The following is a 24,225-nucleotide window of genomic DNA, read 5'->3' as shown; positions in this document are numbered from 1 at the left end:
GGCTAGACCTGCTTGAGCGCCTGCCCCAGGTCGCGGATCAGGTCATCGACGTCCTCCAGGCCCACCGACAGGCGCACGACGCCGTCGCTGAGGCCGATCGCGGCACGCCCGGCGGGCCCCATGGCGCGGTGGGTGGTGGTGGCCGGATGGGTGATCAGCGACTTGGAATCGCCGAGGTTGTTGGAGATATCGATGATCCGCAACGCATCCAGCAGCGCGAAGGCGGCGGCCTTCGCCGAGCGCCCGGGCGACTGCGCAAGCTCGAGAGTCAGCACGGTGCCGCCGGCCTTCATTTGCCGGGCGGCCAGCTCGTACTGCGGATGGGACGCCAGCAGCGGGTACCTGACCCAGCTCACGGCCGGCTGTTCCTCGAGCCATTGGGCCAGCCGCAGCGCGGAGGCCGAGGAATGGCTTACCCGCAGGGCCATCGTTTCCAGGCCCTTGCTTAAAACCCAGGCGTTGAAGGCGGATAGGGCCGGACCGGTGTGGCGCATGAGCTGCCTGACCGGGCCCTCGATGAACTCCTTGGTGCCCAGGATCGCGCCGCCGAGCACCCGGCCCTGGCCGTCGATGTGCTTGGTGCCGGAGTACACGACCACGTCGGCGCCGAGCTCGCCGCAACGCTGCAGCAGGGGAGTGGCGAAGACGTTGTCGACCACCACCGTGGCGCCGGCGGCGTGCGCCAGTTCGCTCACGGCCGCAATGTCCACGATCTCCTGCATCGGGTTCGACGGCGACTCGAAGAACACCGCGGTGGTCGGCACCGACAGCGCCGCCCGCCACTGTTCGAGGTCCGGGCCGTCCACGAAGACCGTCTCCACCCCCCAGCGCGGCAGGATCTCGTTCAGGATCACGAAGCAGGATCCGAAGAGCGACCGGGCCGCGACCACGCGGTCGCCCGCCGCGAGCAGCGCCCCGAGCGCGGTGAAGACCGCGGACATGCCCGACGCCGTGGCGAAGCACGCCTCGGTCCCTTCCAGGAGCCGGAGCCGTTCCTGGAAGGTGGCTACGGAGGGGTTCCCGTAGCGGGAGTAGACGAAGCGCTCGTCCTCGCCGGTGAAGGCGCGTTCCGCGGCGGCGGCGGATTCGTAGACGAAGCCGGAGTTCAGGAAGATCGGCTCGGTTGTTTCCTGGAACCCGGTGCGGTCGAGGCCGCCGCGGACGGCCTGGGTTTCCGGGCTCCAGCCCTGGGCGTCGGGATTGAAGCTCATTTAGTGCTTCCGCCGTGGGTGGGGAGGCCGCGGTTCTTCCAGCCGTTTACAGTCCGGGCGCCGGTCTCGTCCGGTTGGCCCTCGAAGCCCTCCAGCACGTTGTAGGCGGTGAAGCCGGCGGCCGCGGCGGCGTTGGCGGCGGCGACAGAGCGCACTCCGGAGCGGCAGAGGAAGAGGAGCTCGGCGTCGGCCGCTGGCGCCTGCTGGCGGAGCTGCTCCAGGAAGTTCGGGTTGGGGGTCCCGCCGGCGAGGCTCCACTGGATGAACAGCGGATCCCGGCGGCCGTCGGCGGCGGACGCGGTGACCGGAATGCCGATCTGCTCCCATTCCGCCGCGGTGCGGACGTCCACCAGGGTCGCGCCGGCCCCAAGTTTGGCCCAGGCCTGGCGCGGACTCAGATCGCCGGCGTAGCTCATGCCTGGTCCCCGCCGTCGAAGCCGCCGTCGAAGCCGCCGCTGCCGCCGCTGCCGGCCGCGACTGCCGCCGGCAGCACGACGGCCTGGGCCACTATGACGGTGCTGCCGTTGAACGTGACGGCGGGGCTGCCGTGCAGGACGTAGCCGTCGGCCAGTGCGGCCGAGATGCGTTCGCAAAAGCTGCGGTCATCGGGGCCGGTGAACAGCCGGTAGGCCAGTGGTTTTTCTGTGCCCGGACCGGGAACGGCCGGGGACGGGGCGGCGGCTGTGCCGGGCACAGCGGGCGCGGACGCGTCGGGCATGACGGGTCTCCTTACTCTCACGCTTGCAGCTCGAATGGTCGATTGCCGAGTTTTCACCTGAGGCACCCCGCCGCGAAAGGAGGGTTGCCGCCCGGCAAGTCAGGGCTTGTCGCCGGGGCTCATTACTCACAAAAAATCTAACACTTACGACGGCGCCCGGCACCGGGGCCGGCGTCATGTGAGGTCACGGTCCGCGGGCTTGCGGCATTCCAAGACAGCGCCTCGGGTAGCCCCCGGATCAACCCCAGTAGCGCCCGAGCCGCGCGGCGGGGCCCTCGGGGCAGATTCGGGTAGCCCCTACTCGGGCTATCCGATAGAAACGTCCCTTTTACTGAGGGGGCACCTCCATCCACCAATTTGTCCGGCGCAGCACTGGGGCGGCCGGAACTTCAGCAAAGGAATTGGATTCTTATGCTCACGTCTCATCAAGAGGGCCACCTGTGAAGCCCCGCGCGCTGGTTACCGGGGCCGGGGGCGCCGCGGGACACGCCATAGCGGCCCAGCTCAAAGAACGGGGCATTCCCGTCTTGGGCACCGACATCCGCGAGCTGCCGGCAGGCTCGGGCATCACCGGTGTTCGTGTCCCAGGGGCCTCGGACCCGGAACTGGTCTCTGCACTCCGCCGGCTGGTGGCCGCCGAAGACGTCAACCTCGTCATTCCCACCGTGAGCGAGGAACTGCCGCAGCTGGCAGCGTTCCGCGCCGGGTTCGGTCCCGACGTCCGCGTCGTCATCGGCGAACCGGGTCCTGTGGCGCTCGCCGGCGACAAGCTGTACACCGCCTGGCAGCTGCAGTCGGCCGGTGTGCCCGTCCCCCGATTCGGCGTGCCGAGGGACTTCGCCAGCGCCGACGCCGCCATGGACGCCCTGGGCGGCCCGGTGGTCGTCCGGCCCCGCGTCGCGGGCGGCTGGCGCGGGGCGGTCGTCGTCGACGGCAGCGCGGAGGTGGACTGGCACCATCTGCCGGCTGGCCAGATAGTGCAGGAATTCATCCCGGGAACTGAGTACGGTCCGATGGTTTTCGGCACCCCGGCGCACAACAGCGCCGCGCCGTTCGTCGTCGTGGTCGAGAACACGGAAGCGGCCCAAGGGGCGGTGGCTAACGCGGCGGGCGCCCGCCGGGCTGAGGCAGGAGAGGCCGTCGACGTGGGGAATGTAGCGATGGCGGCGGTCCGCGTGCTGGGCCTGACCGGCCCGGTCGGCGTCGTTGTCCGGCGCCGCGCCGACGGGACCCCGGTGGTGCTCGAAGTCAGCGCCCGGTTCGGCGCCCACAGCGCGCTCGCACCCGAATTGCTCGACGCCGTCCTGGCCTCCTTCGTGCTGCCTTCCTTCAACCCGGCGTCCTTCCGGCAGAGCCCGGCGACGCATGCCAATGTCGCTGCGGTTTGAGGTCAGCGCCGCGCTGCGCCGCCGACGCGGCACGCCCACCCTGCTGGACGAATGGCCCACGGTGTCGATCATTGTCCCCGCCTTCAACCGGGCGGGCGACATCGAGGACTGTGTGCGGTCCATCCAGCTCACCAGCTACGACCGCTACGAAGTGGTGCTGGTCGACGACGGGTCCGCCGACACCACGGCCGAACTCATGCTGGCTATGGCCGCCGCGGACCTGCGGATCAAGGTCGTCCGGCAGGCCCGCGCCGGTAAGGCTGCCGCCCTGAACCTGGGCTTTCAGCACGCCACCGGCGAGGTCCTGATGCTCGTCGACGCGGACGGCATCCTGGCCCGGCACACTGTCAAACGGATGCTCCAGGGTTTCGGCGACAGGCGCACCGGCGCGGTCTGCGGGCACCGGCGGCCGGCGAAGCTGAACCGGCTGCGGGCCCGGATGCCGGCGCTCAACATCCGGGCCTTCCGCCGATCCGTGCTGGAGGACGTCGGGCCGTTCCGGGAAGACCCGGCAGGCGTGGACGCGGAACTGACCCGGCGGGTACGCCGCGCCGGCTACCGGGTGCTCTCAGCGCCCGCTACCGGGAACTAGCGCAGCACCACGGTCCGGTTGCCCTGCAGGATGACGCGGCCTTCGCAGTGCCAGCGGACCGCATTGGATAAGGCCTTGCATTCGGTGTCCCGCCCGGCCGCCACCAGGTCCTCGGGGCCGTAGGTGTGGTCCACCTCCACCACCTGCTGGGAGATGATGGGCCCTTCGTCGAGCTCCGCGTTGACGTAGTGCGCGGTGGCGCCGACTGTCTTCACGCCGCGTGCGTACGCCTGGTGGTACGGTTTGGCGCCCTTGAAACTGGGCAGGAACGAATGGTGGATGTTGATGGCCCGGCCGTCCAGGCGGCGGGTCAGGTCATCACTGAGGACCTGCATATAGCGGGCCAGCACCACCAGCTCCACGTCGAACTCCTCGACGAGGTCTAGGAGCCGCTGTTCCGCCTCAGGCTTGGTGGCGGCCGTGACCGGCACATGGAAGAACGGGATGCCATGCCATTCGACGAGCGTCTGGTGGTCGGTGTGGTTGGAGACAACAGCCACCACCTCGACCGGTAATTCCCCGATCCTGGCCCGGAACAGCAGGTCGTTGAGGCAATGGCCGAACTTGGACACCATGATCAGCACCCTGCGTTTCGAACCGTGCCGCTCCAGCTGCCAGTTCATCGCGAACCGGTCGCCCACCGCGGGGAAGGCCGCCCTCAGCCGTTCTGCCGTGGATGCGTCCCCCTCCGAGGAGAAGTGCACGCGCATGAAGAAATGCCCTTCGGAGCGTTCCCCGTACTGCTTGATGTCGAGGATGTCGCAGCCGTGTTCCAGCAAGAATCCGGAAACAGCGTGCACAATCCCTTTCTGCTCGGGGCAATCGAGGGTGAGTACGTGCTCCACCACCTGCGGCCCGGCCGCTGACGCTTCAGACTGGATAACCGTCACCGTTCAGCACTCGATGACGTTCACGGCGAGGCCCCCGCGCGAGGTTTCCTTGTACTTGGTTTTCATGTCCGCTCCTGTTTCTCGCATGGTCTTGATGGCTTTATCCAGGGATACCTTATGGCTGCCGTCGCCGTGCAGGGCAAGACGCGCGGCGTTGATGGCCTTGACGCTGGCGATGGCGTTGCGTTCGATGCACGGGATCTGCACGAGCCCGCCCACCGGGTCGCAGGTGAGGCCGAGGTTGTGTTCAATGCCGACTTCGGCGGCGTTTTCCACCTGCGCCGGCGTCCCGCCGAGCACTTCGCAGAGCCCGGCGGCGGCCATGGAGCAGGCGGAGCCCACTTCGCCCTGGCAGCCGACCTCCGCCCCGGAAATCGAGGCGTTGATCTTGAACAGGATGCCGACGGCGGCGGCGGCCAGCAGAAAGCGGACCACACCGTCGTCGTCGGCTCCCGGGACGAACCTGGTGTAGTAGTGCAGGACCGCCGGCACGATCCCGGCCGCGCCGTTGGTGGGGGCGGTGACGATCCGCCCGCCCGCGGCGTTCTCCTCGTTGACCGCCAGCGCGAACAGGTTCACCCATTCCATCGCAAGCAGCGGGTCGGCGGAGGTTCCGCCGTCCAGTTCCGCATCGGTGGCGCTAAGCGTCCTGAACAACGACGGCGCGCGGCGGGTGACGTTGAGCCCGCCCGGCAGGATTCCTTCCGCGGCGCAGCCGTTGCTCACGCATTCGCGCATGACGGCCCAGATCTTGAGCAGGCGCTCGCGGAGCTCGGCCTCGCTGCGCCACACGAGCTCGTTGGCGAGCATGATGTCCGAGACGGACTTGCCTTCGCGGGCGCAGGTCGCCAGGAGCTCATCCGCCGTGGTGAAAGGATACGGGAGCACCGTGGTGTCCTCGACAACCTTGTCCGTGCCGGCGGCGTCACCGGCCACCACGAAGCCGCCGCCGATCGAGTAGAAGCTGCGTTCCCGGAGGACTGCCCCGGAGCGGTCCAGCGCCCGGAAGGTCATCCCGTTCGGGTGGGCCGGCAAGGATTTCCGGCGGTGCAGGACCACATCCTCGTCCCAGTTGAAGTCCACCCGGTGGTCCCCGGCGATCCTGAGTTCGGCGTCGAGCGCGGCCGCAGCCACCTGGTCGTCGGCGGTTCCGGTGTCCACGGTCTCGGGGTCCTGGCCCTGGAGTCCCAGGACCACGGCCTTATCCGAACCGTGGCCCCGGCCGGTGGCGCCCAGGGAACCGAACAGTTCGGCCTGGACCCTGGTGGTGGAGCTCAGCTGGCCGTCGCTCTTGAGCCCGTCGGCGAAGCGTTTTGCCGCCCGCATCGGGCCGACCGTGTGGGAGGAGGACGGCCCGATGCCAACGGAGAACAGGTCGAGGACGCTGAGCGCCATTAGGGGACCTCGGGGGTCGCGAATTCGCGCATGGCATCGAGGAGCCAGCGGCCAAGGAACTCCGCAAAGGAGGCCCGCGGCAGGACCCGGTAGGTCTCGTCCGCAGTCTTCCAGAGGATGGCCGGGATGCCGCCGATTTCCGTGGACAGCGCCGTCCCGGGTTTCAGGACGCGGGGGTGGAGGTCCAGGGCGCAGCCCTTTTCCAGCACAGCCCGCGCCCGCGGACCCGAAAGTTCGAGCGTGGTGCGGTTGGCGGACAGATCCACCACCTGTCCCTCGCCGTCCCCGAGCCCCTCGATGAGCGTCCGGGGGAGGCTGCCGCCCAGGCTTTCGTGCGACTCCGCGGGCGCCACGAGCAGGAATTCCGCCGGACCCAGCCACAGCACCGCGGTGTCGCCACTACCCCCGACCTCCCCGGAGATGGCCGGCAGCCCGCCCGTGAGGGCAGCCAGCCGCTCGCCGGCCGCGCTGGCCGGGGCCAGCCGGAGCCCCGCCATGGTCAGGAACGGCACCTCGCGCAGTTCCACCACGCCCGCGACCGAGCCCGCTTCGAAAGCCGCGCCCAGGTGCGACGCCGGGCTCTTCCGGAGGGTCTGGATCTTCTTGGAGTTTTCGAGTGCTGCAGTGTCAGCCATCTTTACGGGTCCCTTCAGAGTCAAAAAGTACAGTTTCAGCGACGACAACGTCCACCAGTTCGTCGCCGGCGGCGGCCACCAGAGTCTCGCCGATGCGGTTGCGGCCGTTCTTGATCAGGGCCAGGGCAAAGGACCTGCCCAGCGCGGCGCTGTGGTAGCTCGAGGTCACGAAGCCCTGCATGGGCACGGGGCCGTAGGCAGGATTGACCGGGATGCCCTGCTCCACCAGCTGGGTTCCTTCGGGGAGCCGGATGCTGCCGTCGACGGGGAGGACGCTGACCAGGTGCTTGCGGTCGGTGCGGCCGGCGTCCTGGCGGGCGTAGGAGCGTTTGCCGATGAAGTCCTTGACCTTGGACACCACCCATTCCATCCCGGCGTCCTGCGGGGTGACGGTTCCGTCGGTGTCCTGGCCAACAATCGGGTAGCCCTTCTCCGCCCGGAGCACGTGCATGGTTTCGGTGCCGTAGGGGGTGATGTTGAACTCGGCGCCGGCCGCGGCCACGGCTTCCCAGGTGGAGAGCCCGTACCAGGCCGGCACGTTGATCTCGTAGGCCAGTTCGCCGGAGAACGAGATGCGGCAGATCCGGGCCTTGACGCCGGAGGCCAGCGTCGTTTCGCGGAACGTCATGAACGGGAAGGCGTCGGCGTCGAGGCCGCCGTCGGCGTCCAGCTCCGGTGCCAGCTTGGCCACGACGGCCCGGGATTTCGGTCCGACGACGGCGATGGTGGTCCACTGCTCCGTGACGGAGGTGCAGTGCACGTCCAGCTCGGGCCATTCGGTCTGCAGCCATTCCTCCAGCCAGTCCAGCACCTTGGCTGCGCCGCCGGTGGTGGTCGTCATGAAGAACCGGTCCTCGTCGAGGCGCAGCGTGACGCCGTCGTCGAAGATCATCCCGTCGGGGGTGCACATCACGCCGTAGCGGGCCGAGCCCGGTGCAAGCTTCTTGAACGCGTTGGTGTAGATGCGGTTCAGGAATTCGCCGGCGTCCTTGCCGCGGATCTCGATCTTGCCCAGCGTGGTGGCGTCCATGAAGCCCACCGAGTCCCGGACGGCGGCGCATTCGCGCAGCACCGCGGCGTCCATGTCCTCTCCGCCCTGCGGGTAGTACCACGGCCGCTTCCACTGGCCGACGTCCTCGAAGAGCGCACCCTGGGCGACGTGCCACGGGTGGATGGAGGTGACGCGGGCGGGATCGAAGAGCTCGCCGCGCTGACGTCCGGCCAAGGCCGCGAACGCCACCGGGGTGAAGGGGGCGCGGTAAGCGGTGGTGCCGATTTCCCCGATGCCCCGGGACGCTTCGCCGGCCTGCCGCAGTGCTGCGGCGATGACGCCGATCGCGTTTACCCCGGAGGTCTTGCCCTGGTCGTTGGCCGTGCTGATCGAGGTGTAGCGCTTGACGTGTTCCACGGACCGCATCCCGGCCCCGGTGGAGCGCAGGACGTCGGCCACGGTCTGGTCGCGCTGGAAATCGACGAAGTGGTGATGCCAGTCCTCCGGGCCGCCTTCCTGCCCCGGAACCAGCCAGAGCTGCCGGGTCGGGGCCGAGGCGCGCGGCGGCGTCGGCGTTCCCGCCGTGGCCTCCGTGCCCGCGGCGGTGAAGCCGGCGGCGCCGACCGCGGCTGCCCCGGCGGCGATGCCTTCGGCGACACAGTCGTCGAGTTCGAAACTGCCGCGGCCGGAGCCGGCCACCTGCTGATTGGGGACGACGCTGCTGGGGACGAACGCCGCCAGGTCATCGTCCCAGCGGATCTTGCCCTGGCGCTGGGAGTGCAGGTGCACCACCGGTGACCAGCCGCCGGAGACAGCGAGCAGGTCGCAGGCGATCTGTTCGACGCCGGAGGTGAGTTCGCCGTCGTCGTTGATGCTCCGGACGGTGACGCCGCGGAGCCGGCCGCCCGTTCCGGCGGTGTCGGTTCCGGCGGCGGTGGTGTCGGCGACGGCGCTGCCGATCAGCACGCGGGTGCCGGCTGCGGCTGCCGCAGCGGCGGTTTCACTCAGCTGCGTCCGGGCGTCGACGACGGCTTCGACGCTGACGCCGGCGGCGCGGAGGTCGGCGGCGAGGGCGTAGGCGCTGTCGTTGGTGGTGCTGATGACCACGCGGGAGCCGGCGGCCACGGCGTAGCGGTTCAGGTAGCTGCGGACCGCGGAGGCGAGCATGATGCCGGGGCGGTCGTTGTTCTCGAAGACCAGCGGGCGTTCGTGGGCGCCCGGGGCCAGGATGACCTGGCTGGCACGGATGTGCCAAATCCGCTGCCGGGACACGCCCGGCGCCGCCGGGCTCAGGAGGTGGTCGGTCCGGTTCTGGGCCGCGATGACGTAGTTCGAGTCGTAAGAGCCGAAGGCGCTGGTGCGGTTCAGCACCGTGCACTCGGCCGCGGAGATTAGTTCGGCCTCAACGTTGGCCACCCAGTCCAGGGCGGACTGCCCTTCGATGGTGTCCGCGAGGTCCGGAGCGGTGGATCCGGACAACAGCGAGCCGCCCAGTTCAGGCTGGTCGTCAATGAGGATTACCCGGGCGCCGGCGCGGACGGCTTCGCGGGCCGCGGCCAGGCCCGCGGGGCCACCGCCGACCACGAGGACGTCGGTGTGGACGTACTTCTTGTCGTACTCGGCACAGTCCTCGGCCGGGTCCAGCTTGCCCAGCCCGTTGAGCCACTCGGCGCTGAGCCCGTCCACGAGGGAGACCGTGGTGGCCGGCAGCATGGACTCGGCGACGTGGCCGGGGAACCGGGCCGCAACCTTGACCAGGGCGTTGGATTCCTCGACGCCGGCGGACATGATGCCGCGCGGCCGGTCCTCGTACAGCGAGTTTCCGGCGGCGATCCGGCCGTTGGCCAGCAGGGCGGAGGCGAGGGTGTCGCCTGGATGGCCAGCGTATTCGCGGCCATCCAGGGTGAAGCGCCAGGTGACGCTGCGGTCGATGCGTCCGCCGGCGTTAAGACGCGCGGGCTGCGGCTGGGCGGTCATTTGATTGCTCCTTCCGGGGAAACCGGGGTGGTGACGGTGGGGGCTGTTGATCCCGTGGCTGGACGCAACTGCCCCATCGGGTACACGGCCTGGATGTCGTAGGTAACGGTGTCGCGGAGCATGTTGAACCACTGCCGGCAGCCCGTGCTGTGCAGCCAGCGCTCGGCAAAAATGCCCTTGGTGTTGTCGCGGTAGAACAGGTACTCGGCCCAGTCGCGGTCGGTGAGTTCTGCCGGGTTTTCGGGGTACGGCACGTGGGCCTGGCCGCCGTAATGGAATTCGGTCTCATCTCGTGGCCCGCAGTTGGGGCAGGAAATCAGGAGCATGTCCTTTACCTTTCGCTAGTGGGCCACGGCGGCGGCGCCGTGTTCGTCGATCAGGGCACCGGTTTCAAAGCGTTCCAGTGCGAAGGGCTTGTTGAGCTGGTGCGGGGCACCGGTGGCGATGGTGTGGGCGAAGGTCAGGCCGGCGGCCGGGGTCCCCTTGAACCCGCCGGTGCCCCAGCCGCAGTTGACGAACATGTTCTCCACCGGAGTGGTGCCCACAATCGGGGAAGCGTCCATGGTGGTGTCCACGATCCCGCCCCAGGTCCGGAGGACGTGGGCCCGGGCGAAGATCGGGAAGAGTTCGACGGCGGCCGCCATCTGGTGCTCGATCACGTGGAAGGAACCGCGCTGGCCGTAGCCGTTGTAGGAATCCACGCCGGCGCCCATGACCAGTTCGCCCTTGTGCGCCTGCGAGACGTAGACGTGGACATGGTTGGACATGACCACCGTGGGGTGGACGGGTTCATGCAGCTCGGACACCAGGGCCTGGAGCGGGTGCGACTGGACCGGGAGCCGGAACCCTGCCATTTCCGCCAGGACGGTGCTGTGTCCTGCCGCGCAGAGGCCGACCTTCTCGGTGTGGATCGTGCCGCGGGTGGTCTTGACCCCGACGACGCGGTTTCCGTCCTTGAGGAAGCCGGTGACTTCGCAGTTCTGGATGATGTCCACGCCGAGCTCATCGCACTTGCGAGCGAAGGCCCAGGCGACGTGGTCGTGCTTGGCGATGCCGGCGCGCGGCTGGTAGGTGGCACCCATGACCGGGTAGCGGATGTTGTCATTGATGTTCAGGATGGGGCAGAGTTCCTTGACCTGCTTCGGGTCCAGCCACTCGGCGTCCACGCCGTTGAGCTTGTTGGCCCCGACCCGGCGCATGCTTTCGCGGACGTCGCCCAGGGTGTGGGCCAGGTTCATGACCCCGCGCTGGCTGAAGAGGAAGTCGTACTCGAGCTCTTCGGGCAGGATCTCCCACAGCTTCAGGGCGTGCTCGTAGATCGCCGCGCTCTCGTCCCAGAGGTAGTTGGAACGGATGATGGTGGTGTTCCGGGCCATGTTGCCGCCAGCAAGCCAGCCCTTTTCCAGGATGGCAATGTTGGTCATGCCGTGGTTCTTGGCCAGGTAGTAGGCGGTGGCGAGGCCGTGCCCGCCGCCGCCCACAATCACGGCGTCATAGGAGGACTTGGGCTCCGGGTTGCGCCAGAGGAAGTCCGGGTGCTCCGGGAGGTGGTCGGTGCTCACTGGGCAACTCCGTTCGGGGTAGTTCCGGCGTCCGCGGCGGGGTCCGGATAAGTAGGGTTCGGGTACGGCAGGTTCGGGTATAGCGGAAATTTTTCGGTCAGGACGGTGACGCGGTCACGGAGCAGCACGGCGGACTCGTCGCTGAGTTCGCCCTTGATGGCCTCGGCGATGATGTCCGCAACCTCGGTGAATTCGGCTGCGCCGAAGCCTCGGGTGGCCAGCGCCGGGGTACCGATGCGCAGTCCGGACGAGACCATCGGCGGCCGGGGGTCGAACGGAACCGCGTTGCGGTTCACGGTGATGCCAATCCGGTGCAGGCGGTCCTCGCCCTGCTGGCCGTCCAGTTCGGAGTTGCGCAGGTCCACCAGGACCAGGTGGACGTCGGTGCCGCCGCCCACCACGGAGATCCCATATTCGGCGACGTCGGGTGCGAGCAGCCGCTCGGCCAGGATTTTGGCCCCTTCCAGGGTGCGCTGCTGGCGGTCCTTGAACTCGGGGGTTCCGGCGATCTTGAATGACACGGCCTTCGCCGCGATCGCGTGCTCCAGCGGGCCGCCCTGCTGGCCGGGGAAAACGGCGGAATTGATCTTGCGGGCCAGGGACTCGCGGCTCAGGATGACACCGCCGCGCGGGCCGCCCAGCGTCTTGTGCGTGGTGGTGGTGACGACGTCGGCGTACGGCACCGGGTTCGGGTGCAGCCCCGCTGCAACCAGGCCGGCGAAGTGGGCCATGTCCACCATCAGGTAGGCGCCAACGGAGTCCGCGATGCGCCGGAACTCCGCAAAATCGAGCTGGCGGGTGTAGGCGGACCAGCCGGCCACGATCAGCCTGGGCCGGTGTTCCAGCGCCAGCGCCTCCACCTCTGCCATGTCCACCGTCATGTCGGATTCACGCACATGGTAGGGAACCACGTTGTACAGCTTGCCGGAGAAGTTGATCTTCATCCCGTGGGTCAGGTGGCCGCCGTGCGCCAGGTCCAGGCCCAGGATGGTGTCGCCCGGATCCAGCAACGCGAACATCGCGGCGGCGTTGGCCTGAGCGCCGGAGTGCGGCTGCACATTGGCGGCCTCGGCGCCGAAGAGGGCCTTGACCCGGTCGATGGCGAGCTGTTCGATCACGTCCACGTGTTCGCACCCGCCGTAGTACCGCTTGCCGGGGTAGCCCTCCGCATACTTGTTGGTCAGCACCGAGCCCTGGGCGGTCATCACTGCCGTGGGGGCGAAGTTTTCCGAGGCGATCATTTCCAGCGTCGATTGCTGGCGGTCGAGCTCTCGGGCGATGGCTGCGTCGACTTCGGCGTCGACGCTGGAGAGGGTGCCGGTGAGCACATCTGCCATGGCTTGCTCCTTTCGATCAAGGGCTAGTCAACAACTGCTAGCCAACTAATACATGACTGATATATTAGATTGAATGCAACAATATGTTGTAGGTCACGTCACGTCAAGGGTGTTACTAAAACAACCGCGGCGGGGGTGGCAATACGCAAAGTGAGACACGAGGAGGGGACATGACGAGCCTTGCGGTGGAAGATACGGAAGCAGGCGGCGCGGAGTTGCCGCTGTCGGAACAGGCGTACCGGCAGCTGCGCGACCAGCTGATCATGCTGGAAATTCGGCCGGGGGAGGCCATCAACGACTCGGTTCTCGCGGCCCGGCTAGGGTTTGGGCGCACGCCGGTCCGCGAGGCGCTCAAGCGGCTGGAGAGTGACCACCTGGTGGTCTCCTATCCGCGCCGCGGAACGTTTGCCACCCGCGTCGACATCACGGAACTGGCCGACATCTCGGAGATCCGCGAACTGCTGGAGCCGCTCGCGGCACGGCGGGCTGCGCGCTCCGCCAACCCTGAAATGCGGGCCAGGCTCCGGTCGCTGGCGGCCGATATCTCCGGCTCGGACCCGCGGGGCGCCGACCAGCACACGTTGATGCGCTTTGACATCATGGTGCACCGGCAGATCTACGCTGCCGCGGCGAACCCTCACCTGGAGGACGTGCTGATCCGGTACGACAACCTGGCGACCCGCATTTGGTGCCTGGTGCTGGACAAGATCCCGTCCGTCGCCGGCCACATCACCGAACACGTCGACCTGCTCCACGCCATTGCAGATGGCGACGCCGAACGGGCGGCGGGCCTGGCCTTCGAGCACGTCACCAGCTTCGAGAAGACTATCCGCAGCGTCCTCTAGGACGTGCGCCGGACCGGGTGCGCGGCGGGCGTGGCCGCCGCCGCGGCGGCCACGATATGGAGGGTCAGCAGCCGGCCGGAGGTTCGAGGGTCCCCGCCCAGCAGGGCCTGGATCTTGCTCAGCCGCTTGTGCATCGTCTGCCGCTCAACGTTCAAGGTGACGGCTGACGCAGTCGTGTTGCACCCGGAGTCCAGCCAGCACAGCAGCGTCCCCAGCAGCGCGGTGCCGTGTTTCCGGTCCCACTCGAGGACTTCCGCCAGGCCAGATTCCACGTAGGAGTCCAGGAAGCCAGGGTCCGGCACGGCATCCAGGATCCGCCGCCCCAGAAAGTCCATGGCATCGAGCACGTCGCCCGCGGCCGGTGTCCCGAGCCGGATGGTCTCCTGCGCCTCAACATAGGACTCGTGCGCGCGCAGGCCGTCGGCCACGGTGGGGCCGAAGGCCGCAAAGCCTTCGGAGCCGCCCACGGCGCCCCGCGCTGCCCGGAGCAGCGCATCCCGGACCGCGTGCGCCTCAGTGCGCGCCACAGTGAACAGCACCGCCCGTTCGCCGTCCCGCTGGTGGGACTTGACGGTCACTCCCGCCAGACGGACGGCGCGTTCGACGGTGGAGAAGTTCGCTTCCCGCCCGGACGTCCGAAAGACAGCCACTACGGCAGCCAGTCCGGGCTGCAGGCCGGCTTGCAGCCAGAGTGGGCCGATGATCGCGGCGTCGCCGCCCTCGATCACCGTCTCCAACAGTCGCGCATCGGCCACCTGGGCCGGCGTCGGGCGGAAGGCCTGCGCGAGGGCCAGTGCGAGGATGCCGGAGAGCCGGTCGGCTGCAAGCTCAAGCAGGAAAGGATCACGCGACGGGGAACGGAGTGTCAGCTGGGCCGCCAGTTGACCGCCGACCACGATGCCAGCCACGGCCTGGGAGCCTTCTTCGTGGCTCGGGCCGGCCGCGCCGGGCGTGTCGGTGACCCCCGCTTCGCCAGCGGCACCCGCTTCGCCGAAGGCACCGGCTTCGCCGAAGGCACTGCCGGCGCGGCCGAGCGGGGATCCATCCGGCGCCGTCAGCGACACCTCCGCCTCCAACGAGGTGGCCAGCATCTCGAGGATGACCGGGAGATTCGGCCCCCGGTCCGTGATCTGGCGCGCAATCCGGCGGGAGGCGTCGTCGACCACCACATGGGCGGCAGCCTGCTCGTTGACCACCATGCGGTTCACTGCCTCGGCGACGTCGACAAAGGGCACCACCGCGCGCAGGTCAATCAGCGGCAGCCCGTACTCATTTGCCGCGGCAATCAGCCATTCCGACATGGGCGCCGCCTGGCCCGCAGTCTGCAGGGCCAAGGCGGCAATCTTCCGTCCCGCCACGCTGCGGATGTAATTTTCCTGCTCTTGTGGGGGAAGGGCCAGCAAGGCTTCCCCGCCGGAGAGCAGCAGCTCGCCTCCGCGCAGCAGCGGGGCAATCTCCAGCACCTCGCTTGAATGCACCCAGCGGACAGCTCGTTCCAGGGTGCCGGGCACACTGCTGCGCACCACCGGGTCGGCGGCGGCCAGCGGCTGGGACTCGAGGACGGTTGCGAGCGTGATCATGGATACCCCAAAGGTAAACGTGCGACGTTTCGTCGCCTGATATGGGTTCAGTGTAATCAAAAAGCATCTAGGTTGTGCTGTGCATCACCAATAAGCTGAAACTACCTTCCGTTCGGCAATCACAACGAAGTGAATCGAGACGCGCATGAACCAAGCTAAACAACGGTCGCACGAAGAGGCGACCGTCGAAGTAGAAGACGTCCTGCAGCCCATCCCGGAATCCGCCCGGACCACGAAACTGTCCGGCCAGTTCTGGATCTGGGCGGGCGCCAACGTTGCCCCCATCAACTGGATCCTCGGAGCCCTCGGCATCCAGTTGGGACTGGGTCTGGGCGACACCCTGCTGGTACTGATCGTCGGCAACCTCATTGGCATGGCCGGCTTTGGCTTCTTCGTCATCCTGGGCCAGCGCACCGGTGCCACCGGCATGCTGCTGGCCCGCGGCGCCTTTGGCCGCCGCGGGGCCTATCTTCCGGCCGCCATCCAGGCGACCATCGCCATCGGTTGGTCCGCCGTGAACACCTGGGTCATCCTGGACCTGATCCTTGCCCTGTTCGGCATGATCGGCTGGGTCGACCCCAATGAAAAGAACATCGCGGTCCGCATCGCCGTCGCGGCGGTCATCATGACTGTCCAGGTGGCCATCTGCTACCGCGGCTACCGCGCCATCTCCAAGTTCGAACGGATCACGATGCCGCCCACCATCCTGGTCCTGGTCGGAATGTCCATCGTCGCCTGGACGCAGCTGGACATCAACTGGAGCTACGCCGGGCCGGCGGGGGCCGTCCTGGAGGGGATGCCGCGCCTCGCCGCGATGTCCGGCATCATGACCGTCATTGGCATCGGCTGGGGTATCGGCTGGTTCACCTACGCTCCCGACTACTCCCGTTTCGTCAGCCGCAAGGTCAAGCCGACCAAGCTGTTCCTGGTCAGCGTTCTGGGCCAGTTCCTGCCCGTCGTCTGGCTCGGCATCCTCGGCGCCAGCCTCGCGACGAAGAACGGACAGGCCGATCCCGGCGAACTGATCGTCTCCAACTTCGGCAGCCTGGCCATCCCGGTCATCCTGCTGGTCATCCACGGGCCCATCGCCACCAACATCATCAACCTGTACACCTTCGGTGTCGCCTTCCAGGCCCTGGATGTCAAGATCTCCCGGCGCAAACTGTCGATCATCGTGGGAATCCTGTCCATGTTCGCCGTCATCGGCTTCATGTTCGCCGAGGACTTCGCAATGATCCTCGACACCTGGCTCGGCGCCATCGTGGCCTGGGTGGCCACCTGGGGAGGCATCATGGCCGTCCACTACTTCATCTTCGAGCGGCACCACAAGGACTTCTCCTACCTCTTCCTTGACTCGAAGAAGACCTCCCTCAAGGCCATCAACCCCTCGGCGTTCATCGCCTTCTTCGCCGGCCTCATCATGACCTGGATGTTCATGTATGGCGGAGTTCCGGCCCTGCAAGGCCCCATCGCGACGGCCATGGGCGGCATTGACCTCTCCTGGCTGGCCGGGACCCTGACCTCCTCGGCCATCTACTTCGGCCTCGGCTACCCGCGCTTCCGCAGCCGCATCCGGGCCGGTGTGCCCATCGGTGTCCGTCCACCACCGCCCTTGCCTCAAACGTCTCCGAGTTGGAACGCCTGAAGGTTCTCCACAACGGCCAGAAGGTTCAGCTGACGTTCTCCGACGCCGAGCTCGAACGCCGCATTGCCGGTCTCCGTTCGATCATGGCAGCGAAGAACCTGGACGCCGTCGTGCTGACCAGCTTCCACTCCATCAAGTACTACTCCGACTTCCTCTTCACCTACTTCGGCCGCTCCTACGCCATGGTGGTCACGGCCGACGACACCGTGACGGTGACCGCGAACATCGACGCCGGCATGCCGTGGCGGCGCAGCTACGGCGAGAACATCGTCTACACGGACTGGCGCCGGGACAACTACATCTTCGCCATCCAGGAGGCCCTGCGGACCCGCGGCGTCACCGTCCGCCGGCTCGGCGTCGAGGACGACACCCTGCCGCTGGACAACCGCAACAAGATCCAGGCCGCGTTCGACGGCGCCACCCTGGTGGACGTCGCACAGGACGCCATGCGCCAGCGCATGATCAAGTCCGCCGAAGAAATCGCCGTCATCAAGCACGGCGCACGCATCGGTGACCTCGGCGGCGAAGCCATCCGCAACGCCATCACCCCCGGGATCACCGAATACGAGGTCGCCCTGATCGGCACCGAAGCSATGGTGCACGAGATTGCCCGGACCTTCCCGGATTCCGAAATCCGCGACACCTGGGTCTGGTTCCAGTCCGGCCTCAACACCGACGGCGCCCACAACTGGGCCACCACCCGCAAGCTCCAGGAACACGACATCCTGTCGCTGAACTGCTTCCCGATGACCAGCGGCTACTACACCGCCCTGGAGCGGACCCTCTTCCTTGGCGAGCCGGACGCCCGCTCCCTGGAACTGTGGAACATCAACGTGGAGGTCCACCGGCGGGGCCTGGAACTGATCAAGCCCTCTCGATGGAACCCATGATCACCGTCCTGGACGGCCAGCCCGGCGCCGGCGGCTACCGTGAGCACGACATCCTGGTGGTCGGCGAAGACGGCGCGGAGAACATCACGAAGTTCCCGTTCGGCCCGGAACACAACATCATCAGCGCCTGAGCTCTCGCCATCAGCAAAGAAGGCGGCGCCACGTCCACCGTGGCGCCGCTTTGCCGTCCCTATACGGAATGATGGTAGACACAATGACCTCAGCAGATACCCCCGAGACCCACGCAAACGGCGACACCAAAGGTGCTTCCGTCATCGTCAACGCCATCGCCGTCCTGCGAACGTTCACCGCCGAGGAGCCGCTGCTCGGAGTCACCGAAATAGCCAGCCGGGTCGGCCTGCACAAGAGCACAGTCTCACGGATCTTATCCACCTTCGAACAGGAAAACCTCGTGGAGCGGGACCCGGAAACCCGTCGCTTCCGGCTGGGCCTGGGGTTGATCGCCGTCGCCGGACCGTTGCTCGCGGAACTGGAGGAGCGGCGCGTAGCATACCCGGTCCTCCAGGAACTAACGGAGCAAACAGGGGAAACTAGTGCCCTAATGGTCTGGAACGGCACGGAATCAATGTGCGTGGAGCAAATTGCCAGCCAACACCAAATAAAACACACCACCCCACTCGGAGCCCGCTACAAGGACGCCATGAGCGCCTCCGTCCAGGTCTTCCTCTCCAACGAGCCCGCGGAACGTGTCGCAGCCCTCCTGCGCAGCGGCGGAATCACCTATCCGGGGCTCGACGATGAGGGCCTCGACGGCTACAAGATCAGGCTCGGCGAGGTTTCAGTCCGGGGATGGGCAATCAACTATGGGGAATCGTCGATCGATGAAGTGGGAGTCGCCGCCCCCGTCTACGATCACCGGGGCGCCCTAGCGGCCGCCGTGCTGATCTCGGCTCCTAAATTCCGCGTCTCACGCGAACGGCTGCAGGACCTGGGAGAAGCCTGCGCATCTGCCGCGGCCCGGGTAACGACACGGCTCGGCGGCCGCTTGCCAGAGAAAGCAGAGCCTTCCCGCCGTCGATAGGCCAGCCGGTAAGCGGCCGCGATGGCTGCCACGGCTTCTCGACCTCGAGTTTGCCGTAAATGTGCCCAAGACGGGTTTTCACGGTTACCTCGGAGATGAAGACCCGTTTGGCGACGACGCGGTCGCTGAGACCGGTGGCAAGCAATGAAGGAGCCGGACTTCACGCGCCCTGAGCGTAGGCACGGGATTGCCGCGGTGCAAAACATGGGCGGCGTCGGCATCGCAAACTACGTCAGCGTGCTCGAAGCGCTATGACTCAAGAAGGCGTCCAGTGTCCCACGACGGTGAGTAGCTTCAGGGAGGATGAGCCTCTACCACCTGCCAAGGCTCAGCGGGCACATGATCCACTCCGGATCAGTTTCCATGTCATGACGTTCCCCCGGCGTTCCTGCATGAACGGGCATCAGCGCGGAACTTTCTGGACCGGCCACAGCCCTAGGTCGATCTACGAACACTCACAAGTCACGTTGTAAGCGCCCCCAGCCACCATGAAGTGGTGAACGCGAAAACCCAACGGAACGGACTAACGAGGATGAAGGCCCACCACAGCCACCACAGTGCGGTACCGCCGTAGACGGCCGTTCCAACACAAGCAAATAGACCGTCGGGGACCCACAGACCCGAGACGCAGATCAGAGGCAAGAGTGTGCACAATGTGCACGCGAAGAAACACCAAAAACCCCTGAACAGGGAACTTGTGCCCGAGGTGGGACTCGAACCGGGCTCCAGGCCTTGAAAACACGCCACTCCCCCGAAAACATCGCCAGTCCGGCCCAATCCGGCACCAGTACGATCCGATCCGAAGCCCAGGGTGTGCACATTGTGCACACCCCCTGTTCTGCCCACTTCTGGCGCGCCCCAACAGGGCTGCCTAAACGAGCGCCCGGGCGGGGCGCAATTTCGCTCCGGTATGAAGAGTAGGCCTCCGGAACCTGACCGGCCCCGAATAAGCACCGCACTGCGGGGCGCCCCTCATGCTGGAAATCAACGAACATCATGGCGGCGGTTCCCTCCTCTCCGAAGAGCTCATGGAGAAACGAGGAGCGACCTGCATGACCAACCGACAGGCCGTACTAAACCCCTTCCGCGTGCCCCGGGCAAGGACTGCGCGGGCCTCGTTGTCAAGGCAGTCAGGGTTATCGCCAACAGTCACCAACCACTGGCTGGCCACCTCCGAACAGAAGCGGCGTTTAGGCCGTCCCGCGGGGAGCGGCACCGCTGCCGGAAATGGGCGATTGTAAGTGTCACGGTTCCAGTACAGACGAAACCCTACGGCGCCCGTCGGTGACCGTCGGCGCTAAATGGCGGTCCCATTGCGGCGCTATTTTGGCGCCGCGTGGTCCGCAAGAGAATCCCTCGCCGGGTGCTCGGACGTGCTGGTCCAAGACTGTGGTCGCGAGGTAGATCCTAGACCCACCATGCGCTCACGGCGCATACCCCTACCCCTGCTCGTACCACTCCAACATGTACGGAACCCTGATCGTCAAATGACTGCCACCGGGATTGTGCTGTGGGTGCTGACGGCGGCCGTCCCGGGCGTGGGCGCCATCGTCCACGCCCGACTTGCCCCCTGATACCACTCCGCCGCCCCACAGCGTCAGCCTCGTCATCACCGCCACCTGATGCGATCACCTGATAGATCAAATGAGCCCCGCTGGGGCCGGGCGCGGTTCACGCCGTGAGGAAGTCGCGGTACTCGCAGGAGCAAGCGCCGATTACCGCCCTGTGCCACCCCGCGGGCCCGGCCTGGGCCGAGCACCAACATCCCTAGCCAGGGGAAGACGGGGAATCAACGAGCGCTATGGTGTTGCAGTTCCTTCCGGACAACTCACGGCGGAAGAACAAAATGCGAAGGCCGGGGCGGATCCCCGGCCCCGTTCCCTGATGCTGCGCGAGCCACCCTCAGGTAAAAGACAGGCTCGCGGCCGGTCCGTTCATCCGATGCCCACCTCCAGGGGTTCCTGCCCCAATCGGGCAGCCCGCCCGGAAATTCGGCGCTCAAGGTAACGGGCCAGGTGTGAGATGAGTACGTTGATAACCACATATAGGGCCGCAATGATCAAATACGTCTGGATCAGGTGATTCGTGTAAGCGGTCAGGTTGTTGGAGGTTTTCATCAGTTCCGGGTAGCTTACGGCGTAGCCCAAGGTGGTGTCTTTGAGCAGCACCACTAGCTGCGCGACCATAGACGGCACCACGATCCTGACAGCTTGGGGCAGCACGACGCTGCGCATGAGCTGTCCTTGTGACAGCCCCAGGCTCAGCCCGGCCTCGCTCTGGCCGGCGGGAAGGGCCCTGATACCGGCCCGGAAGATCTCAGCCATGACTGCAGAACTGCACAGCGTGATCGGGATAACCAGTTTCCAGAAAATGTCGGGGTTGATCCCATATTGAGGAAGGCCGCTGACAAAGATGTAGACCACAAGGAGCAGCGGAACAGAACGGAAGAACTCAATCCAGCCGGTGGAGAACCGTTGAAGGGATGTGCGCGGCGACAGCCTGCCGAGCGCCAGGACCAGACCGAGCGGCAAGGCAAAGACCGCGGACACAGCGGCCGCGGCCACTGTATTGCCCAGACCGGCCAGCAGGAAGAGCAGGTAGGGCCCTTGCGTAAATTCAACCCAGCGGTCGGGGGCAAGTTGCCCGGCCTGGCCAAAGCGCAGCAGCACCGCCACCGCGATGCAGGCCATAAGCGCGAGGCTGAGCGCCGTGATGATGCGTATCCGCCGCCGCGCCTTCGGGCCGGCCGCGTCGAAGAGACTGTCCTGCGTGCTCATGGTTAGAAGCCCTTCATCGCTTAATCCGCAGCCGTTGTTCCAGCCGGGCTCCCAGGCCGCCCGCCAGCAGGGAAATAACCGCATACGCAACGGCGGCCAGCAAGTATGTGGTCAGCCCCAACGCGGCTTCGTTGTTGATCTCCGACACCTGAAGAGTGAGATCCTTCACGCCTATGACGCCGGCCAGGGATGAACTCAGCAGGATGCCGATGAACACGTTGACCACGGGCTGGACGACGCTGCGGAAAGCCTGGGGGAAAAGTACGAACCGGAGCACTCCGGAGAAGTCCAACCCGATGGATCGAGCGGCCTCGACCTGGCCCACCGACACCGCGTTGACCCCGGTCCGGATCGCCTCACAAGTGAAGGCTCCGCCCAGCAGAATCATGGAGATGGCCGCGCAGCTGAACAGGTCGAACGTGATGCCGATGTCCGGGAGACCGAACGTGACCACCACCAACAAGCTGATCAGCGGGATGTTGACGAAGAGCTCCACGTACAGCCGGCCCAAGGCGCGCAGGGGCAGAATCGGGCTGACCCGGCACGCCGCGACTGCGGTCCCGACCACCAGCGAACCGAGGAAGCCAACGGCGGTCAATCGCAACGTCATCCAGAGCCCAGCCAGCAGCTGGTCAAGGTAGGTCGTAAACAACTGATCCACAGACGCTGCCTCAGGCGCCGATGGCAGGCGGCTTCGGCGGGTCGGTCTTCAGCACCTGGCCAACGGTGGCCTTCCACAGCCCGTCCCATGAGCCGTCGGACTCCACGAGTTTCAGCCACGCGTTGACGAACGCCAGTGCATCCGTGCCTTTGTGCAACCCGATGCCGTATTTATCGCTGTTCCCGAAGGTCTCGCCGACGATTTTCACGTCCTTGTTCTTGGCAGCATTGGACAACAAGATGGACTGGTCGATGACGTAAGCCTCCACCCGCCCCTGCTGGACCGCGGCAAGACATTTGGGGTTGTCATCGAAAGTCTGGACGTTCGCCTGAGGGGCGACCTCTTTGAGGAGCGTGACGCCGGTGGACGCGCTTTGCGTGGCGACCGTCTTGCCTGCGAGGTCAGCGACGGATTTGATGGACGTGTTGTCCGCCTTGACCAGGATTGCCGACTTCGACTCGTAGTATGGACCGCCGAAATCCACTTTCTCGGCGCGCTTGGCAGTGATCGAATACGTGGCAAAGATGACATCGACCGAGTTGTTCTGCAGCAGAGTCTCCCGGGTGTCCACCGTAACCTGAGCAAGATTCTCTTTAGGCTCGCCGAAAATGTACTTGGCCAGCAACTGTGAAAGACCCGCATCAAATCCGGCCACCTTTCCCGTGGCAGGGTCCCGCAGCGAAAAGAGCGTCGACGTGTCGGTGCCGCCGCGCACCAACTGCCCTTTGGCCTTGATGGCTTTCGCCCAGGCGCTCGCCTGCACCACGGAATCAGCGGCCACTGCACCTTTCGCCACGACGGCGTCGTAGGCAGCCATGTCGATAACGGAACCGCCGGCCGCCCCGCTGGAACCGCCGGAGCCGGACGGTGTCGGCAAGGACGGTGTGCCGCCGCATCCGGCGAGCGCGCCTGCGCCCAATGTTCCCAGTCCAAGGGCAAGCGCCCCCCGCCGGCTCAAGAGCAGTGACGAAACGCGATCAAGATCTGACATGAATTGGTCCTCTCGTGGCCGGCGACACCCACCTGATCGCCGTTGTGGGTCCAACCTACGACTGAATCGCTCTCGAATTGGCAAACGCCACAAAAAACAGTTCTAGATCGTAACAATAAGTGGACTGATGATCGCCTGGCCCGGTCCGCCAGCCACCGGGCCGCTCCTCATCGGGCCTTCCGACCTGTGGCCCCGGCTGCTAAAACACGTTCAACTCGTCGGAGATCGCCTTGGCGGCTTCTTGAAGTAGGGGAACTGCTCGATCCGCAAAGGCTTGGTCCACCCTGGAAACGGGCCCAGAGACTGAGAGGGCCATGGGAGTGGGTGCGTTGGCGACGGCGGCGGCAAAACAGCGGACGCCGTTTTTCTGAGCTTGTTGCCCTAGCCGACTTCCCCTCCGCGGGGGTTGGCCCGCAGGGTCGTCTGGCGCCGGTTGGATGCCCGGGCAGACTGGATGACCAGGACTACGGCCGCAACGACGACTCCTACCAAAACCAGGCCCGCAGCGATTCTCGTCGCCCGCCGGGAAATGATGGCCGGGTTCACAACTTGGGGGGCGCCCGCGGGAGATTCGATGATGGGCACGTCCCAGTCATCCGTGGAGGGGAAGATTCCGGGCGGAAGCTTTTCCGCCCGAAGCTCGCGGCGGCCTGCGAGGCGGATCCGGACTTCTTGATTGGGAGCGGGCACGGCGGAGTCTGCTGCGATCGCAGTGGGGAAGTCAATGAGGTAGGGCTTGCCGTAGAACGCTGAAGAGGCGACCGACTCCAACCAAGTGGGCGGTGGTTCCGCAACGCCGCGGGCGGCTAGAGCGGACCGCAGCCTCTCTAGGATCTCGGCGTGGCTTTTGCCTTCGGAGCCCTTGCTTGCCTCGAAGATCGCAAGTTGAAGCTGCAGCTTCACGTCCGCAGCAGGGACCTGAACGGTGGGGTCCTGTCCTGCGGGGTCCCCTTTGAGTGGCTCAGCATTGACGGCGCCGGACTTGCTTGGGTCAGTCTTCATGGGCTTCCTTTCATCGTGGTTCTCCGCGTCCCGCTCGTGGGGTGTGGCAAGGGCCCTGCTACTAGGGCCACGGGCTACCCCCGTCGCGTATGTCTC

20 protein-coding genes, 3 pseudogenes and 1 riboswitch are annotated in these 24,225 nt (G+C 66.4%); of the genes and pseudogenes, 6 read left to right on the top strand and 17 right to left on the bottom strand.

The features are described from left to right. Positions 1–2: 2 nt before the first annotated feature. Genes AC1DGI_RS14725 through AC1DGI_RS14715 form a run of 3 tightly spaced genes read right to left on the bottom strand, consistent with a single transcriptional unit; the run spans position 3 to position 1,929 of the window. Positions 3–1,211: an O-succinylhomoserine sulfhydrylase gene (locus tag AC1DGI_RS14725; RefSeq protein ID WP_441403359.1), complete on the bottom strand. Its 1,209-nt coding sequence runs from the start codon at positions 1,209–1,211 to the stop codon at positions 3–5. Continuing rightward, a complete protein-coding gene (locus AC1DGI_RS14720) occupies positions 1,208–1,627 on the bottom strand; it encodes a rhodanese-like domain-containing protein (protein WP_476899371.1) in 420 nt (139 codons plus the stop codon). Before AC1DGI_RS14720 ends, AC1DGI_RS14725 begins: the two co-directional genes overlap by 4 nt. Then, on the bottom strand, positions 1,624–1,929 hold the full coding sequence (locus AC1DGI_RS14715; RefSeq protein WP_476899370.1) for a DUF1737 domain-containing protein: 306 nt from the start codon (positions 1,927–1,929) through the stop codon (positions 1,624–1,626). Before AC1DGI_RS14715 ends, AC1DGI_RS14720 begins: the two co-directional genes overlap by 4 nt. A gap of 14 nt (positions 1,930–1,943) precedes the next feature. Next, positions 1,944–2,056: riboswitch (SAM riboswitch) on the bottom strand. Between the two features lie 313 nt (positions 2,057–2,369). Here AC1DGI_RS14715 and AC1DGI_RS14710 point away from each other — a divergent pair. Together AC1DGI_RS14710 and AC1DGI_RS14705 are read left to right on the top strand one after the other, a co-directional pair. Continuing rightward, positions 2,370–3,317 carry an ATP-grasp domain-containing protein gene (locus tag AC1DGI_RS14710; RefSeq protein WP_441399723.1) on the top strand — a complete coding sequence of 316 codons (948 nt, stop codon included), beginning with the start codon at positions 2,370–2,372 and terminating at the stop codon, positions 3,315–3,317. Next, on the top strand, positions 3,301–3,909 hold the full coding sequence (locus AC1DGI_RS14705; RefSeq protein ID WP_476899369.1) for a glycosyltransferase family 2 protein: 609 nt from the start codon (positions 3,301–3,303) through the stop codon (positions 3,907–3,909). The genes AC1DGI_RS14710 and AC1DGI_RS14705 overlap by 17 nt, the downstream gene beginning before the upstream one ends. On the opposite strand, the gene purU is transcribed toward AC1DGI_RS14705, so the two are convergent. From purU to glyA, 7 genes are read right to left on the bottom strand one after another with little or no spacing between them, the layout of a single operon-like run. Beyond that, positions 3,906–4,799 carry a formyltetrahydrofolate deformylase gene (gene purU / locus AC1DGI_RS14700; RefSeq protein WP_476899368.1) on the bottom strand — a complete coding sequence of 298 codons (894 nt, stop codon included), beginning with the start codon at positions 4,797–4,799 and terminating at the stop codon, positions 3,906–3,908. The two genes, AC1DGI_RS14705 and purU, sit on opposite strands and share 4 nt — an antisense overlap. A 3-nt stretch (positions 4,800–4,802) precedes the next feature. After that, the gene (locus AC1DGI_RS14695; RefSeq protein ID WP_441399726.1) at positions 4,803–6,194 is read right to left on the bottom strand and encodes an L-serine ammonia-lyase; all 1,392 of its coding nucleotides are present in this window, start codon (positions 6,192–6,194) and stop codon (positions 4,803–4,805) included. After that, the gene (locus tag AC1DGI_RS14690; RefSeq protein WP_441399727.1) at positions 6,194–6,829 is read right to left on the bottom strand and encodes a sarcosine oxidase subunit gamma; all 636 of its coding nucleotides are present in this window, start codon (positions 6,827–6,829) and stop codon (positions 6,194–6,196) included. Before AC1DGI_RS14690 ends, AC1DGI_RS14695 begins: the two co-directional genes overlap by 1 nt. Continuing rightward, positions 6,822–9,797: a 2Fe-2S iron-sulfur cluster-binding protein gene (locus tag AC1DGI_RS14685; RefSeq protein WP_476899367.1), complete on the bottom strand. Its 2,976-nt coding sequence runs from the start codon at positions 9,795–9,797 to the stop codon at positions 6,822–6,824. The genes AC1DGI_RS14690 and AC1DGI_RS14685 overlap by 8 nt, the downstream gene beginning before the upstream one ends. Beyond that, positions 9,794–10,123: a sarcosine oxidase subunit delta gene (locus tag AC1DGI_RS14680; protein ID WP_441399729.1), complete on the bottom strand. Its 330-nt coding sequence runs from the start codon at positions 10,121–10,123 to the stop codon at positions 9,794–9,796. The genes AC1DGI_RS14685 and AC1DGI_RS14680 overlap by 4 nt, the downstream gene beginning before the upstream one ends. 15 nt (positions 10,124–10,138) lie before the next feature. Beyond that, entirely contained in the window at positions 10,139–11,359 is a 1,221-nt protein-coding gene (locus tag AC1DGI_RS14675) for a sarcosine oxidase subunit beta family protein (protein WP_441399730.1), read from the bottom strand. Further along, complete coding sequence (glyA, locus tag AC1DGI_RS14670; protein WP_476899366.1) at positions 11,356–12,696, bottom strand: serine hydroxymethyltransferase; 1,341 nt, start codon at positions 12,694–12,696, stop codon at positions 11,356–11,358. Before glyA ends, AC1DGI_RS14675 begins: the two co-directional genes overlap by 4 nt. Positions 12,697–12,866: 170 nt before the next feature. Between glyA and AC1DGI_RS14665 the strand changes: the two genes are divergently transcribed. Further along, positions 12,867–13,541 (top strand): GntR family transcriptional regulator, encoded by a 675-nt coding sequence (locus AC1DGI_RS14665; protein WP_476899365.1) that lies wholly within the window; start codon positions 12,867–12,869, stop codon positions 13,539–13,541. On the opposite strand, the gene AC1DGI_RS14660 is transcribed toward AC1DGI_RS14665, so the two are convergent. Next, complete coding sequence (locus AC1DGI_RS14660; RefSeq protein WP_476899364.1) at positions 13,538–15,121, bottom strand: PucR family transcriptional regulator; 1,584 nt, start codon at positions 15,119–15,121, stop codon at positions 13,538–13,540. The genes AC1DGI_RS14665 and AC1DGI_RS14660 overlap by 4 nt on opposite strands. Positions 15,122–15,266: 145 nt before the next feature. Here AC1DGI_RS14660 and AC1DGI_RS14655 point away from each other — a divergent pair, with 145 nt between their 5' ends. The 3 genes and pseudogenes from AC1DGI_RS14655 to AC1DGI_RS14645 all read left to right on the top strand — a co-directional run bounded on the left by AC1DGI_RS14655 (position 15,267) and on the right by AC1DGI_RS14645 (position 18,698). After that, positions 15,267–16,766, top strand: a complete 1,500-nt coding sequence (locus AC1DGI_RS14655; protein WP_476899363.1) for a purine-cytosine permease family protein — start codon at positions 15,267–15,269, stop codon at positions 16,764–16,766. Next, positions 16,754–17,787, top strand: a pseudogene (locus tag AC1DGI_RS14650) (aminopeptidase P family protein). Before AC1DGI_RS14655 ends, AC1DGI_RS14650 begins: the two are co-directional and overlap by 13 nt. A gap of 71 nt (positions 17,788–17,858) precedes the next feature. Then, a complete protein-coding gene (locus tag AC1DGI_RS14645) occupies positions 17,859–18,698 on the top strand; it encodes an IclR family transcriptional regulator (RefSeq protein ID WP_476899407.1) in 840 nt (279 codons plus the stop codon). 88 nt (positions 18,699–18,786) lie between these two features. Here AC1DGI_RS14645 and AC1DGI_RS14640 read toward each other — a convergent pair. The 6 genes and pseudogenes from AC1DGI_RS14640 to AC1DGI_RS14615 form a co-directional block, all read right to left on the bottom strand. After that, a pseudogene (locus AC1DGI_RS14640) lies at positions 18,787–18,843 on the bottom strand (hypothetical protein); the annotation flags it as partial. A 1,789-nt stretch (positions 18,844–20,632) separates the two neighbouring features. Further along, positions 20,633–21,475, bottom strand: a complete 843-nt coding sequence (locus AC1DGI_RS14635) for an amino acid ABC transporter permease (protein ID WP_476899362.1) — start codon at positions 21,473–21,475, stop codon at positions 20,633–20,635. A 13-nt stretch (positions 21,476–21,488) separates the two neighbouring features. Further along, on the bottom strand, positions 21,489–22,136 hold the full coding sequence (locus AC1DGI_RS14630; RefSeq protein WP_441402398.1) for an amino acid ABC transporter permease: 648 nt from the start codon (positions 22,134–22,136) through the stop codon (positions 21,489–21,491). Positions 22,137–22,146: 10 nt separating this feature from the next. Further along, positions 22,147–23,055, bottom strand: coding sequence for a glutamate ABC transporter substrate-binding protein (locus AC1DGI_RS14625; protein WP_476899361.1), 909 nt, complete (start codon positions 23,053–23,055; stop codon positions 22,147–22,149). Positions 23,056–23,326: 271 nt separating this feature from the next. Further along, positions 23,327–23,497 (bottom strand): annotated as a pseudogene (locus tag AC1DGI_RS14620) (IclR family transcriptional regulator domain-containing protein); the annotation flags it as partial. A gap of 11 nt (positions 23,498–23,508) precedes the next feature. Then, positions 23,509–24,129 carry a hypothetical protein gene (locus AC1DGI_RS14615; RefSeq protein ID WP_476899360.1) on the bottom strand — a complete coding sequence of 207 codons (621 nt, stop codon included), beginning with the start codon at positions 24,127–24,129 and terminating at the stop codon, positions 23,509–23,511. Between the last annotated feature and the right edge of the window lie 96 nt (positions 24,130–24,225).

Source organism: Arthrobacter sp. 05N428_2 (genome assembly GCF_056397065.1).
This window is presented reverse-complemented; position numbering and strand designations above follow the sequence as displayed.